The organism is Qipengyuania aquimaris (assembly GCF_009827445.1).
Classification (GTDB): Bacteria; Pseudomonadota; Alphaproteobacteria; order Sphingomonadales; family Sphingomonadaceae; genus Qipengyuania; species Qipengyuania aquimaris.
In genome coordinates, this window is record NZ_WTYI01000001.1 from 100,601 (window position 1) to 115,189 (window position 14,589).

Consider the following 14,589-nt stretch of genomic DNA (forward strand, 5'->3'; position numbering starts at 1 on the left):
TCTCTTTGGTGCATGCGCTTCAGTCCTGCGGGGCGGCGCGCAATTGGCGTTTGTAGAACCAGCCGATCCCGATCAGGCTGGCACCCAGCGCCAGGAAGCTCGCCACCTGCAGCAGGCCTTCCAGCCCTGCGGCATCGAAGCCGAAGACCTTGATGACGGTGCCGGTCATCAGGACCAGAGAACCGATCCTCCAGCTGCGTTCGCCGCGGCGGCTGCCGATCATGAGGAAAGCGATGCCGAGCAGGATACCGAGGAGCGAGCGCAGGAGGTCCTCGGTCTGGGTCATCGGGGTCTCGACCAGATAGCTGCCCGCGAACACCTGTCGCAGCAGGGCGATCGCACCGACACTCACGACCAGCATGATCGCTGCGTCGATGGCACTGCGGAAACGCGGCACCCACAGGCGCAGCGACAGCAGGATCGCGGCGGCGACCACTGTCATGGCGAGGGCAAGATTGGCGATCGGAACCGGCCCTACCGCCTGCATGGCGAAGAGTGGATTGTGCCAGAACCCGGTAAAGAGCGTGAAGTGAGCCAGCGCGGTGACGGCCAGCAGGCTCGCGACAAGCGGACTGGCTCGCAAGCTGGCGATGCCCTTGGCAGCCAGCCATGCAGCGCCGAGCAACAGCAGTTCGAACAGGATGCGCTCTGCCAGACCCGTAAGCTCGAATGCGGGTAGCGTTTCGATCGCAAAGACCTGCTTGAAGAGGACATGCGCGGTGATGAACGACGGGACCAACGCCGCCCAGAACAGCGGGACTGGCTGCTCGAGAATGCGGCCTTCGGTAATCCGCGCCATGGCGAGGGCGATGGCGAAGGGAAGGATAAAGCTGAGGGTTTGCCGGATGGTCGGCAAATCGGTCAGCATGAAGGGATCGCCAAACAATGCGCCGCCTGCACCTTCGAGCCAGATGGTGAGCGGTTCTGCAGCCCAGGCAATCGTGGCGAGGACAAGCCCCAGCACTGCCCATTCGCGCTGCTGTTGTTTCCAGCGCAGGAGGATGGCCATGGCAGCGGCCAGCCAGACCGACGCGATAGGCGGAAGGACCTGCAGCGCTGCGCCGAACACGACCAGGGCGGCGAGGAATTCCGCCACGCTGCGCGGCAGCTTGTCCTTTACGAAATAGCCGAGCGCCAGCAGCGGCAAGGCGGCCCCAAGCCACCGCAGAAGGCCGAGCCAGTAGGGAGACTGCGCGCTTCCTGTCAGCGCGTCCATCTCGGCCATCCCGGCAGTGGTGCCCGGCAGGCTCAGGATGGTGGCGAAGGCGAATGCGGACGCGGTAGCCAGGAAAGCGGGATGTTCGGCCAACCGGTTACGCAATGTCCACACGATCGCAGCGCCGATTGCGCCAAGCGCGATAGGCAGGGTCCATTCGGGAAGCAGGCTGTTCGCGGCAAGTCCCGCAAGCAAACCGGCGGACGCAAGGTTGAGCGCGAGGGAAATACTGTCAGCGCGGCTCCAGAGGGCCTTTGCCCCGGCGACGGGCAGGGCGGCGAGCGCAATGCAGGACATGCCAGCCAGCAAGCTCGAAGAAGTATCGAGCGTCAGTGAGGTGGTGAGACCAAGCCCCGCTGGAACAGCTGCTAGCATGACGCGGTCGACCAGCTGGTCCTTGTCCTTCAGCACATGGAACAGCGGAACGCCCGCAAACATGACCGCAAGCGCGATGAGAATCGCGATGAACGAGCCGGTTGCAGGATCGCTCCAGAAGGCGAGCAACAAGATGCTGATGGCTGCGGCCACGGCATTGGCAGGGCGCATTGGCGGCTTCTGCCAACCGAAGAACGCAAGCGACGCGCCGAGCAGGAGGTAAAGCCCCCATGCCAAGGGCGAATAGCCGCCCTCGTCAACCAGAACCGCCAGCTGGAGACTGGCGATGGCGGCGGCGGCCAGCCGGAGCGGTTGTTCGAATTTCTCGCTGGCGAGGAACGACGGAAGGACCGCGCCGAGCAGCACGAAGAACAGGCCGAGCGCGACGACATCGGTCGCTGAGAAGCCCGTTCCGGTGAGTAGCAATCCGCCCCATCCGAGGCCGCCGATCAGGGCCGCCATGCCGAGCCACGGGCGACGCTGGCGATTGCCGGTCTGGGTGAGACCGCCCGTCACCAGTGCGAGGTACAGGGCGAGCAGCGGCAGGTTCGCCTCTTCGCTGCCCACCAGCGCAGGCGCGGCGAAGCCGCCTACAAGGCCCAGGACTGCGCTTGGCAGGCCGAACCGATACGACAGGGCAATCGCGAGGGCAGTGACGGCCGCAAGGCCAAGGAAGGCGAAGGTCTGTCCGATCAGCCCGTACTGCGTGCCGGCAAGATAGAAGCCGGCGTAAAGCGTGGCGAGGCCTGCGCCTGCGAGGGCCTGGCAAACGCGTTCGTCGCCCACTTTATCGGCATTACGGTATGCTGCCTCGGCCCCGCCGAGGAGGCCGATGCCGAACAGGAAGGACAGGGCCACCCGAACGCTGGAGGTCAGCAGGCCTGCCTCGATCGAATACCGGACCAGCAACACGCCCGCGACTGCAAGGGTGACGCCGCCCATCCAGATGAACAGGTTCCGCCCGAAGATCTCCTCGAAATCAAAGGAGAAGCGCTCGAAAAAGCCCGGCTTGACGGCTTCGGTGACATCGGGAGTCTCACCGGGCTGGCCCGACGCGTCGTCACGCGCTTGAGCCGGCATATCTTCCGGAGCGCCAACGAGCTTGACCGATTTGGGTACGGAAACGGAGCGCGCAGCAGCGGGTTCAGGCGTGTCGCGGACCTCATCTTCAACGGGTTCTGCTGCAGCGGGCGCCTCCTCCCGCTCGGGCGCCGTGGCCCTCGCGCCTTCTCTCAGGAGCGTGTGCAAATGATCAAGCGACCCCTCGAGCCCTTCGAGGCGCTGCTGAAGGGCGCGCAGATGCGTGCGCTGGTAGAATGCGACCCCGAAGAGGACCAGGATAAGAAACCAGTCCATCAAACCCCCTTGTCTGCAATCAGGCTAGCGCGAGGGCCGCCCAAGGCAAGTGGCGATCAGATTCCGCCGGGGGTAAATTCGAACCCTTCTTCGGTCAGGCGCTCGCACAATTCGGCCATGCAGGCATCTAGTGCGGCGCGATCGGTCGAGCGGATGACGAAATTGGACCCGACCTTGCCCTCGCGGAAAAAGGGATAGCTGCCGATCTGGCATTCGGAATGTGCCTTCTCCACGTCGCGCAGCTGAGTGGAGATTTCGCTCTCGGGAATAAAGCCGCCGACCGTCTCGCTGAGCAGGGGTTCCCCGCCTTCGAGCGTTCCGGTTAGCGCGTCGAGCATGCCTGCGGTGATATGCGGGACACCCGCCATGAGGTGCAGATTGCCGACCTTGATGCCGGGGGCGCCGGACATCCTGTTCGGGATCAGCTCCCCGCCTTCGGGCACGCGCGCCATGCGCAGGCGGCCCTCGTTCAGCCCGCCCTTGTCTTCGTAATAGCGTTCGAGGATCGCGCGTGCTTCGGGATGGATGACGACATCGACACCCAGCGCCTTTGCCACTGCATCGACAGTAATGTCGTCATGTGTCGGACCGATGCCGCCGGTGGTGAACAAATAATCGTAGCTTTCGCGCAGGGCGTTCACTGCCCCGACGATGGTGTCGATCACATCGGGGACCACGCGCACCTCGGCGAGCCTGATATTCTGGACCTGCAGCCAGCTCGCCACCTGGGCGATGTTCTTGTCGTGCGTGCGACCGGAAAGGATCTCGTCCCCGATAACGACGAGCCCGGCGGTGTAGATGCGTTTGGTCATGCGGACAGACGTAGTGTCGCTTGCTGCGGAAAGCTACTCCGCAGCTTCGAGAGTTTCATCGGGCGACTTGGAATTCGCGCCCTTGCGCCTGAAAGCGAGGATCCCGTCGTCGATCGGCTCTTCGCGCATCCGCTTGCGATCCTGCACATATTCCTGGTTGAGGCGCCAGGGATAGCCGACCGCGTTCTTCGGCATGATGGCCTTGCCGCGCTGGATGTAGCCCGAGGAGAAGTCGAAGATATCGTCCTCCTCCAGATCGTGGTTCTCCGGGAGTACCGGCACGGCCACGTCGACGCCGACCGCATCCATCTCGTTCAGGACGCGGCATATGTAGTCGGAGTTGATATCCGCACGCAGGGTCCAGCTGGCATTGAGGTATCCGAACACTACCGCAAGGTTCGGCACGTTCGAGAACATGCAGCCCTTGTAGTAGAAATGGTCTGCCAGATCGACCTTCTCGCCTTCGAGCGACAAGTCGATCTTGCCCGCCACGGCCAGCTTGAGACCGGTCGCGGTCACGACGATATCGGCGGGCAGGAAAGTATCGTCCTGTAGCCGCACGCCGCCTTTTTCGAAGGCTTTGATGTGACCGGTGACCACCTCCGCCTTGCCGCTCTTCAGCGCTTCGAAAAGATCGTCGTCGGGGACGAGGCAGAGGCGCTGGTCCCAAGGATCGTAGGGCGGGGTGAACGGCGTGAGGTCGTAGTCCTTGCCCATGGACTTGCGGATGCGTTTGTGGAGGCCGTCTTTCACCTTCTGCGGCTTGTTGCGCGCCATCTTGAAGCTGAAATCCTGCATCTTGATGTTTTTCCAGCGCGTGATGCGGTAGGCCGTCTCTTCTGGCAGAACCTTGCGCAGGAAGTTTGCTAGTGCGTCCTTGGCAGGGCGCGAGAACATCCAGGTCGGCGTGCGCTGGAGCATGGTGACCTTGGCCGCCTTGTCGGCCATCGACGGGACGATTGTGACGGCGGTCGCCCCGGACCCGATCACGACGACCTGCTTGTCGGTATAGTCGAGATCTTCGGGCCAGAATTGCGGGTGGATCACCTGGCCTTCGAATTCGCCGAAGTCGAAGCCCGGGTCGTAGGGCTCGTCGTAATCGTAATAGCCGGAACCGAGATACAGCCAGTTGGCGGTCAGGTGCTTGCGCTCTCCATCCTCGCCTTCGACGGTGACATGCCAGCGCGCATCTGCGCCGCGCCAGTCGGCTGCGATGACCTTGTGCCCAAAGCGGATGTGCTTGCGAATGCCGCGCTCGTCGGCGATCGTTTCGAGGTAGTCGAGAATGGCCGGACCATCGGCAATCGACTTTTCGTGTTTCCACGGCTCGAAGTCGAAACCAAGCGTGTGCATATCGCTGTCGGAGCGGATGCCGGGATAGCGAAACAGGTCCCAGGTGCCGCCGAGATTTTCGCGCCGTTCGAGAATCGCATAGCTGCGATTCGGCGATTTTGCCGTCATGTGCGCTGCCATGCCGATGCCGGAAATACCGGCACCTACGATCAAAACATCGAAATCAGTGGCGCGGTCGCTCATTGGTCTGTCTCCCATGACAGACAAGCTAACCCATCATCAAAGGAAGCGCCAGTCTCGGTTGCTTAAAGCAACTTGATTCTCGCGTGCTAGATTTCCGGCCGCTGTTCGTGATGGGGAGATTGTGCGGCGAGTATCTTCCGCCTTTCTCCGGGCGATTGAGCGAGGAATTCAGCTATAGGTCCTTGGCTGTCCACAAACCGGTCGAGCTCTGGCTTTGTGAAGAACCGCTTTAATACGAGGACCAGCAGAAATGGACCCACGTAGAAAGGCATCTGGCGGGCCAGCGTGACCAGCGTCCCGTCACGAAACACATGGATCGCCGTCGCTGCGATCAAGGCGTAAAGGATCTGGCGGGCAGGCGTGGCCCTGCGGCCCAGTAGCAGCAAACAGACAGTCGAATAGAGCAACGCAAAAAACAGCGCCTGAATTGCCACGCCGACATAGCCGAGCGCCATCCAGCCCTGGCCGGGCAGCGATCCGGTCATCCCGATCGGAGTGCCGTAATCCCAGAGACTGAAGAACTGGACTGGGGACCCGACCGGCTTGTCCTTCCAGATGACGCGCGGAACGGGTTCTGTGAAAATCTGCAGGTTGCTGGCGAAATAGTCGTAGGTGCCCGTGCGCTGCGGGACAGCGTAAACAATATACTCGAAATATTCGAGATTGGCGAAATCCATCCCTTCGAATGGGCTTAGGTCGTAATTGTTCGCGTAGTCTGCCTCTCCAGCCTGCCCGGCAAGGCCGCGCAAGGATGCACCTCGGTCCAGAACGATCTGGTTGAACGCCAGCACGGCTAGCAATGCGAGTGATGCCGCTCGCCAGTCGACCCAGCGTTTGCGGTATTCCAGCAAGGCCAGGATACCGATTGCAATCGCTGTGTAGATGATCGGTCCGCGAGTACCCCCACCGCCTTGGAGCACCACGAATACTGCGAAGAACGCCCAGCTCCACCACCGGTATCGGGCAAGCCAGACGAGGAGGACGGTAATCGGCGCAAGGATGAGCGCTGCATCGGTGAACCAGCCGATCGCATCGGTATTGATCGCCGCACCGGTCGACAGGTCGCGAACCATGGAGCCGTAATTGTCGGCCTGCCGCTGCCAATTGCCGAGCTGCGACCAGATGGCGAGCGGCGCAACAATGGCGCAGACCATCAGGATAGGACGCTTCATTGCGGCGCGCGCGCTTTCGAAGAGGCTCTCCTCCAGAGCGACGGGCAATCTGGGCGCGACGTATAGCGATGTGGCCACGAACACCACCATCGCCAGATTCGTCGCAAGGATCACGGTGATCTTGTCACTCATCGAAGGCTGGAAATCGTACACTCGATAAACGAAGCTGAAATCGTAGGCGCGGGCGATGAGTGGCCGGAACACGAAGACCAGGCCATGAAAAGCCAGGTAGAAGGTCGCCGGGTGCATGATGCAGGCTGCCGGATGGCGCAGGTAGACGGCGCTCACAACAAGGAACGTCAGAAACGATGCGAGGAGCAGCAAGTCGTACACTTCAGGGCGGAGAGTAGGCCTTCACCCTGCTGCCGGGCAAGGCACTCAGCGATTTCTCCGCAATTCCCTCATGGCCCACGCAACGTCGCCAATCCTGTCGCGCGAGAACAGACTTGCGATAAATTCGCCCACGCCAAGGTTGGACATCCGCAACGCGCCCCTGAAAGCAGGGACGAGCTGGAACAGTTCGGCCAAGACGATCGGCGCCAGGACCAGTGGCAGGGCAAAGCCCCGTTCGGCGAGGCTTGCAGCCAGGATCAGGCCTGCCAGCGAGGCGATGAAATACCACGTGACTGTCGTGCTTTGACGATTGGCAGCTGCTATCATTGCAAAGGGAGCTGAGGCCAGTGCGCGCAGCCCAGCGGCAAGGAGGAGGACCGAGGCAACTCCCGGGTCGAATGGCGCCTGCGCGCGGGTGAAGATGCGCTGCGCCAGATCGCCGAAGACGAGCAGGGCGGCAGAGAAAACAACCGCAATGCACGCCGCCAGAATGGTCATGACCGCAAGGAGGCGTCTCCTCGTTTCCAGGTCTTCCGGATCGAGGTGCGTGCTCTCATAGAACTGCATCGAAAAGCTGAAGCTGGTGAACAGATCGAGTAGCCGGGTCAGTGTGCGGGTCGCGACGAAACCCGCCAGAATGACTGCGCCGGAAGATAGGCCGATCACCATCACGTAACCTTGCAGATTGATGCCGTGCACAAGGGGCAGCAGCATCAGGGCAAGCGATGGGAGCATCAGCGTCCGCGTAGAATCTCCCAGTCGGCTCGATGGACCGTGAAACATCGTGGGCGCTGTTCTGCGTGCCAGCGAAGCGATCCAGATTGCGGCCGTGATGCGCGTTGCCGCCAGTGCCGCGGCAAGGGTTGCGATGTTGTCAGAGAGCGTCACGCACACGGCGATGACCACGATTTCGGCCAGGATACTGACGGAATTCAAAGCGATGTGGTCGGCATACCGACCGACAGCGCGAAAGGGTATCTCAAGCGCAGCGACCTGGCTGGTGGCCACGATATAGATCGTAAGAGCGATCAGCGTTTGGTTCAGTATGTCCTGCGGCATCGAGCGGAGTGCGGCGACGGCTTCTCCGGCCTGTGCCACCGCCAAGGGGAAGAGTGCTGCCAAGACAAGGGTAGCCGCAGAAGCGATGATCCAGGACGATCTGAAGTGCGCCCTGCTTTGCGCCGCGTCCCCCTTTCCATGCGCGACCACTGCCGCCGTACCGCCCGCTCCGGAAAAGCCTGCTGAGACGAAACCGAAATAGGCGGGTAGGGCAAACAGCAACAGCCAGGCGCCAACGCGCTCTGCGTCCCAGCTTGAAAACAGGATCGGCAGGGTGAGGAATTGCGCCGCGATCCGGGTTGCCAGCGAACCGAAGTTTGCGGCTGCCCCGCGCAGGATACGCTGCCGGGCACTCACGGACGATTACCAATCATGATGCGGCCTATTTGCTCGGATCTCTCGCGTTGCAATCCCAAGCGGGAAAGGGCGGCGTTCAGCCGCCGTCCTGCGACATGAATTCGACAACGTGCCCAAGCACGGCTTCGTGAAGTGGTTGGTCGAATTCGGCGCCTACAAGACTGCCTTCGCGCCAGCGGACATGGGCGTGCAGTGGGCCGATATTGCCAAGTTTGAGCGATACTTCCGTACCCACCTTGAGCACCGAAAACTTGTCGAAGAACCGGCAGCCAGTCGCTGAGACATCCTTGATCCAGACATCGCGAGAGCCCCCCTGTCGTTCCCGATACGCACCGGCAACGCGTACGAAATGTCGATTTCCGCGCCTGTTTTCCATTCGCCCCCTTTCAAATACGGGCTATTCATCCCACGAGGCTTGAAATGGTGCAAGGGCGGGGCGGCTTTACTCGACGCGTCTTTCCACTAGCTATAAAGGGGCGCCGAGGGAGCGAACGAGAGGTATGACGACAAACAAGCCGCACCGTGTGACGTCGATCGATGTCGCGGAGAAGGCCGGCGTAAGCCAGTCGACGGTCAGCCGAGCCCTCTCGGGTTCGGAAACGATTACCGAAGCGACGCGTCGCCGCGTCGAACAGGCAGCCGCGGAACTGGGCTATCATGTGAACATGCGTGCTGCCGGCCTGCGCAAAGGCGAAACCGGCAGCATCGCCATCGTTGTAATCGGTCGCGAAGGGCAGGGTCCCGCGGCGATCAATCCGTTCTACTACAGCCTTCTTGGAAGCACTTGCGCTGCGGCAGCAGAGCGCGGATACGAGGCGCTGGTGTCGTTCCAGGCGCAGGAAGACGAATTTTTCGGTCACTATGTCGCCCGGCGCCAGGCCGATGGCGTGGTCGTGATCGGTACGGCCACCAATGGGCCGGCCTGGGATTATTTCCGGACCGTGGCCGAGGAAAGCTCGTCCATCGCTTTCTGGGGCTCGCCCTTCGATGATGCCGTGTGGGTCCGGTCGGACAATATGGCCGGCGGGTGCCTCGCCGTCGAACGGCTGGTCAAGGGCGGTGCGAAGGACATCGTCTTCGTCGGCGATCCCAATTCTTCGCAAAAGCAGTTCCGCGAACGGTTCGAGGGTTACCAGGCGGGAATGAAAGCGGCGGGCCTCGAAGCGCGACCGGCATTCGTCTCGGTCGGGTCGGACCGGGTTTCCCAAGGGCGCAATGCGATTATCCGCCTGACCGAGAGCGGCACGGATTTCGACGGCCTGTTTTTCGCTTGTGACGCCATGGCGCTTGGCGCCCTTGAGGAGCTGGCCTTGCGCGATCTCAACGTCCCCGTCGACGTCGGCGTGGTCGGCTTCGATGGTCTCGGGTCCGGCGAATTCAGCAATCCGCCACTGACCACGGTCGAGCCGGATTTTGCAGAGGCGGGCAGATTGCTCGTCGAAACCGCGTTGGCAGGCGAGGGAGAGCAAGGCGTCAGGCGCGTGCCGGTCAAGCTCGTCGAACGAGCGAGCGTTTCGTGAATTCAGGTCGTTCGTCGAACGTCCGTTTGCAAAGCGCATCGCCCACGGTCTAAGTCGCTCGCCTGTTCCCGGGAGAGAGACCGTTATGAAATCGAGTATTGCCTCCACCCTCGCGCTGGTCCTTTGCGCGACTGCCGCCCACGCGCAGGATTCCGAGCCGAGCCCCAATCCGGTCGAGGAGCAGGAGGTCGATGCCTCGCAGGACGCATTGCCGCCTGACGGTAGCGGCGAGGTTGTGGATGCAGCGCCGGCTACGGTGCCGATTGCGGGTCAGGATACCAGTTCCGAAAAGTGGGACGTTATGGCGCCGGCGGGCACGGTGCTGAAGGAAGTACCCATTCGCACCGACGAGGGTACGTGGATCGATGTCGACGTCTCGCCCGATGGCCGGACGCTCGCATTTGCGCTGCTTGGCGATATCTACACAATGCCGATTACAGGCGGCACTCCGACCCGCATCGCAGAAGGCCTCGCATGGGAGGTCCAGCCTCGCTTCTCTCCCGACGGCGCCCGGATTGCCTTCACCTCCGACCGCGGGGGCGGCGACAACATCTGGATCATGAACCGCGACGGTTCGGACAAACGGCAGGTCACGAAAGAGGACTTCCGCCTGATCAACCAGCCAAGCTGGTCGCCCGACGGTCGCTATATCGTCGCAAAGAAGCATTTCACCACGCAGCGCAGCTTGGGCACAGGCGAAATCTGGCTCTACCACGTCTCGGGCGGCGGCGGCGTCCAGCTGGTGAAGCGGGCCAGCGAGGCCCTGCAGAAAGAGCTGGGCGAACCGATCTACGCACCTGACGGTAATGCGATCTATTACACCCGCAATGTCACGGGCGGACCGATCTTCGAATACGCACAGGACAGCACGCAGGGCATCTTCAATGTCGAACGTTACGACATCGATACGGGCGAAGTAACGACCGCAGTCGGCGGGTTCGGCGGTTCGGTCCGTCCGACGCCTTCACCCGATGGCAAGAGCATCGCTTTCGTGCGCCGCGACAAGGACCAGTCCCAGCTGTGGGTGAAGGACATCGCCAGCGGCCGCGAGCGGATGGTATACGGCAAGCTCGATCTCGACATGCAGGAAACCTGGGCGGTCTACGGCGTCTATCCGATGATGGACTGGACGCCCGACAGCGCGTCCATCGTGACCTGGGCGGGCGGCAAGCTCTGGCGCGTCGCTGCCGACGGTTCGGGGGCGAGCGATATTCCCTTCCGCATCGACGATACGCGCGCCGTGGCCGATGCGCCGCACCCCGTCATCGAAGTGGCACCCGATAGCTTCACCGCCAAGATCCCGCGCTTCGCCACCGTCTCGCCCGACGGGCGGACCATCGTCTTTGAGAGCCTTGGCAAGCTTTACACCAAGCCGGTGGGTGGCAACGCCGCCCCGCAGCGTCTGACGTCCGGTAATAAGGATACGCTGGAACTGTGGCCGACGTGGTCGCGCGACGGTTCGCGCATCGCCTTCGTTCGCTGGAGCGACGAAGGCCTTGGCCAGATCGTTACGGTGGATTCCCGTGGTCGCGGCGAGCGTACGGTGACCCGCCAGCGCGGACATTACGCGGTGCCGCAATTCTCGCCGGACGGAAGCATGATCGCCTTTGAGAAACGAGGAGGGGGGTATCTTACCTCGCCCGACTTCTCCGAGAACGAGGGGGTCTACGTGGTGGCGGCCGGTGGCGGCGATGCGCGACTGGTTACCCGCAATGGTTCCACGCCGCAGTTCGGCGACGACGACGACCGTCTCTTCATGCTCGCCAGCGCGGACGGCAAATTGCAGCTGATCTCCAGCGATCTCGATGGCGAAGCCCGGCGCGTTCACGCGCAGGGCGAGCTGGCCAATGACTTCCGCGTAAGCCCGCGCGGCGATTACGTGGCTTTCAGGCAGAACTACGAGGTCTTCGCCATGCCGCTGCTTCCCGGCGGGCAGGCTGTGACAGTGGGCGAAAAGGCCAGTTCTCTTCCCGTCACCAAGGTGAGCACGGGCGGGGCGGATTACATCGGCTGGACCGAGAACGGCTCGACCCTGCACTGGTCGATGGGGCCAACGCTCTACAGGGCCAGCACATCGGCGCTGACACCTGGCGCGCCGCAAGCTGAAGACGCGCCCAAGTTCTCGCCGCCGGACACTGGTACGTCGATGGCGCGCACGATCGCGGCCGACAAGTCGAGCGGCATGGTGGCCATCACCGGAGCGCGCGTGCACACCATGGCCGGGGATGGTGCCGGAACCATCGAGAACGCGACGATCCTCATCGATGGCGACCGAATTGCGGCGATTGGTCCTGCATCGCAAGTAAGCGTGCCAAACGGCGCTGTCCGTATCGACGCGAGCGGCAAGACCATAATTCCGGGTCTTGTCGATGCCCATGCGCACGGGCCGCAGGGGACGGGCGACCTCATCCCGCAGCAGAACTGGTCGCTGGTCCAGAACCTCGCCCTAGGGACGACCACGATCCACGATCCCTCGTCGTCGGCCAGTATGATCTTTGCTGCGGCTGAACGCCAGCAGGCCGGAACACTGCTTGCCCCGCGCATCTTTTCGACCGGGGAGATCATCTACGGAGCCAAGGCGCCCAGCGTTTATGCGCGCGTCGATAGCTATGAAGATGCGCTCGCCCATGTCCGCCGGATCAAGGCGCAGGGCGGTATGTCGGTGAAGAACTACAACCAGCCGCGCCGCGAACAGCGCCAGCAGGTTGCCGCCGCTGCGCGCGCGGAGAACATGCTGGTCGTGGCTGAAGGCGGTTCGCTGTTCGGCATGGACATGAACCTAATTGCGGACGGCAACTCCACCCTGGAGCACAATATCCCGCTCGACGTGATGTACGAGGACGTGCTGCAGATGTTTGCGCAGTCGGACACGAACTACACGCCCACGCTCACGGTCACCTACGGCGGTCTCGCCGGGGATCCCTATTGGCGCCAGGCCACCGACGTCTATGACAACCCCCTTCTGGTTCACACGCCGCCTAAGCTGCTGCTTGCCAGCACCGCACGGCGGACGAAGGCGCCGGAATGGGCTTTCGTCGATGACAATTCGGCGCGTGAAGCCCGAAAGCTGGCCCAGCGCGGGGTCAAGGTCAGCATCGGTGCCCACGGCCAGCAGCCCGGCATTGCCGCGCACTGGGAATTGTGGAGCTTCGCACGCGGCGGCATGAGCGCTGTCGAGGCCTTGCGTGCCGGCACGATCGAACCGGCCCGGTCCTTGGGCATGGAGCGCGATGTCGGCAGCCTCGAAGTGGGCAAGCTGGCCGATCTGGTGGTCCTGAACGACGATCCCGCCACGGATATCCGCAATTCGGACAATATCGACCAGGTCATGCTGGGCGGCCGCCTCTACGACGCGCGCACCATGAACGAAGTGGAAACCGGCAGCGCCAAGCGCATGCCCTATTGGTGGGAGTGAGAAGGATCGCGGGGGCAGCCCCCGCGACCTGTCTTCAGCCTGCGCGGACGTTGACGAGGAAATTGTCGACGCGGCTGCGCAGGGTCGAAGCCTGACCCTCAAGATCGTTGGCCGAGGCGAGCACCTGGCTTGCCGAGGCCCCGGTCGCCAGATTGGTGTCGCGCATCGTGCCAATATGGGTTGCCACATCGTCCGTACCGCGAGCGGCGAGGTCGATGCTGCGAGCGAGGTCCTGACCGGCCACCGATTGTTGATCGACCGCACTCGCGATGGAAATGGCGGTCGTTTCCAGCTGCTTGATCTGGTCACCGATCGAACGCAGCGCATTCACGCTGGCGCCGGTCGAGTTCTGCATGGTGCGGATCTGCTCGGCGACTTCCTCGGTTGCGCGGCTCGTTTGCGTGGCCAGTTCCTTGACCTCGCTTGCAACCACAGCGAAACCGCGGCCCGCTTCACCGCCACGCGCGGCCTCGATCGACGCATTAAGCGCGAGCAGGTTGGTGCGTTTCGCGATGGACTGGATCAGTTCTACGATCTGGCCGACCTGTTCGGCCGAAGAGGCGAGGGCCGAGATCGTCTGGTCGGCATCGCCTGCATCATCGGCAGCCTTGCGTGCCAATTCGGCAGAATGCGCCGCCTGACGGCTGATTTCGCCAATCGACATGGCAAATTCGTCCGACGCAGCAGCAGCTGCGGTGACGCCGCTCGACGCCTGTTCCATCGCTCCACTGACTTCGGAAGCCTTTACCGCGGCCAGTTCGGCCGTGGCCGCCATTTCTTCGGCGGTGCGGTGAAGCTGGCTGGAAGCAGCGGCGACGCCAGAGACGACCTCGCCGATTTCGTGCTCGAACGATCCCGCCAGCTTCGCGATGTCGCGTTTGCGGCGTTCGGCGGCATCCTTTCGGCCTGCGAAAAGCTCGTCGAGCTTGTGACCCGACTTAAGGAATACCTCCAAAGCACGGGCAAGGTCGCCGATTTCATCGGTGCGAGATGTGCCAGTGACGGAGAGGTCGCGCTCGCCCTTGGCGAGGGCATTCATCCCGGTGGCGACCGCTCTCAGAGGACGGATCGTATCGAGGATCATGCGACGGGTTGCAAGATATCCCACCACGAGGCAGATAACCGCGGCGAGGATGATCAACCCGCTCATGAATGGCTGGGCGGCATCGCTGCTGAACCCGATATAGGCGAACACCGAGATCAGGAACGTGCCGATCATGGGTGCAAGCACGGCGAGTTTCATCTTGTTGGCGACTGTTTGGGAATTGAACCACCTCGCCAGCCAGTAGCGGTATTCTTCCACTTCCGGCGCCTCGTTCGAGAGGCTGACACTCGCGATCTCGTCGGATAGATCTTTGTCGAAATTGCTGATGGCGTTCATGGTTACCCCTCTGCGGAACATCTCGTGGTAACCAGACAGGCTTTAGATATGGTAAAC

9 protein-coding genes are annotated in these 14,589 nt (G+C 62.5%); 2 read left to right on the top strand and 7 right to left on the bottom strand.

Annotated features, from left to right (window positions below; translation table 11 throughout):
* Positions 1-19 precede the first annotated feature (19 nt).
* The 6 genes from GRI34_RS00440 to GRI34_RS00465 all read right to left on the bottom strand — a co-directional run bounded on the left by GRI34_RS00440 (position 20) and on the right by GRI34_RS00465 (position 8,592).
* Positions 20-2,947 (bottom strand): DUF2339 domain-containing protein, encoded by a 2,928-nt coding sequence (locus GRI34_RS00440; RefSeq protein ID WP_160594255.1) that lies wholly within the window; start codon positions 2,945-2,947, stop codon positions 20-22.
* Between the two features lie 56 nt (positions 2,948-3,003).
* Positions 3,004-3,759 carry a competence/damage-inducible protein A gene (locus GRI34_RS00445; RefSeq protein ID WP_160594256.1) on the bottom strand — a complete coding sequence of 252 codons (756 nt, stop codon included), beginning with the start codon at positions 3,757-3,759 and terminating at the stop codon, positions 3,004-3,006.
* Positions 3,760-3,792: 33 nt separating this feature from the next.
* Positions 3,793-5,295: a flavin-containing monooxygenase gene (locus GRI34_RS00450; RefSeq protein WP_234028103.1), complete on the bottom strand. Its 1,503-nt coding sequence runs from the start codon at positions 5,293-5,295 to the stop codon at positions 3,793-3,795.
* A gap of 86 nt (positions 5,296-5,381) precedes the next feature.
* Entirely contained in the window at positions 5,382-6,755 is a 1,374-nt protein-coding gene (locus GRI34_RS00455; RefSeq protein ID WP_160594258.1) for an O-antigen polymerase, read from the bottom strand.
* A 90-nt stretch (positions 6,756-6,845) separates the two neighbouring features.
* Positions 6,846-8,216 carry a hypothetical protein gene (locus GRI34_RS00460; RefSeq protein WP_160594259.1) on the bottom strand — a complete coding sequence of 457 codons (1,371 nt, stop codon included), beginning with the start codon at positions 8,214-8,216 and terminating at the stop codon, positions 6,846-6,848.
* Between the two features lie 76 nt (positions 8,217-8,292).
* On the bottom strand, positions 8,293-8,592 hold the full coding sequence (locus tag GRI34_RS00465; RefSeq protein ID WP_160594260.1) for a PilZ domain-containing protein: 300 nt from the start codon (positions 8,590-8,592) through the stop codon (positions 8,293-8,295).
* A gap of 124 nt (positions 8,593-8,716) precedes the next feature.
* Between GRI34_RS00465 and GRI34_RS00470 the strand changes: the two genes are divergently transcribed.
* Entirely contained in the window at positions 8,717-9,736 is a 1,020-nt protein-coding gene (locus GRI34_RS00470; RefSeq protein WP_160594261.1) for a LacI family DNA-binding transcriptional regulator, read from the top strand.
* A gap of 85 nt (positions 9,737-9,821) precedes the next feature.
* The gene (locus GRI34_RS00475) at positions 9,822-13,151 is read left to right on the top strand and encodes an amidohydrolase family protein (RefSeq protein WP_160594262.1); all 3,330 of its coding nucleotides are present in this window, start codon (positions 9,822-9,824) and stop codon (positions 13,149-13,151) included.
* Between the two features lie 34 nt (positions 13,152-13,185).
* On the opposite strand, the gene GRI34_RS00480 is transcribed toward GRI34_RS00475, so the two are convergent.
* Complete coding sequence (locus tag GRI34_RS00480) at positions 13,186-14,532, bottom strand: methyl-accepting chemotaxis protein (RefSeq protein WP_160594263.1); 1,347 nt, start codon at positions 14,530-14,532, stop codon at positions 13,186-13,188.
* Positions 14,533-14,589: the final 57 nt, after the last annotated feature.

Bases quoted from the DNA above. Each gene is read 5' to 3' on its own strand.
- GRI34_RS00475 (WP_160594262.1), top strand. From the start codon at position 9,822: ATGAAATCGAGTATTGCCTCCACCCTCGCGCTGGTCCTTTGCGCGACT.
- GRI34_RS00450 (WP_234028103.1), bottom strand. From the start codon at position 5,295: ATGAGCGACCGCGCCACTGATTTCGATGTTTTGATCGTAGGTGCCGGT.
- GRI34_RS00470 (WP_160594261.1), top strand. From the start codon at position 8,717: ATGACGACAAACAAGCCGCACCGTGTGACGTCGATCGATGTCGCGGAG.
- GRI34_RS00480 (WP_160594263.1), bottom strand. From the start codon at position 14,532: ATGAACGCCATCAGCAATTTCGACAAAGATCTATCCGACGAGATCGCG.
- GRI34_RS00465 (WP_160594260.1), bottom strand. From the start codon at position 8,592: ATGGAAAACAGGCGCGGAAATCGACATTTCGTACGCGTTGCCGGTGCG.
- GRI34_RS00440 (WP_160594255.1), bottom strand. From the start codon at position 2,947: ATGGACTGGTTTCTTATCCTGGTCCTCTTCGGGGTCGCATTCTACCAG.
- GRI34_RS00445 (WP_160594256.1), bottom strand. From the start codon at position 3,759: ATGACCAAACGCATCTACACCGCCGGGCTCGTCGTTATCGGGGACGAG.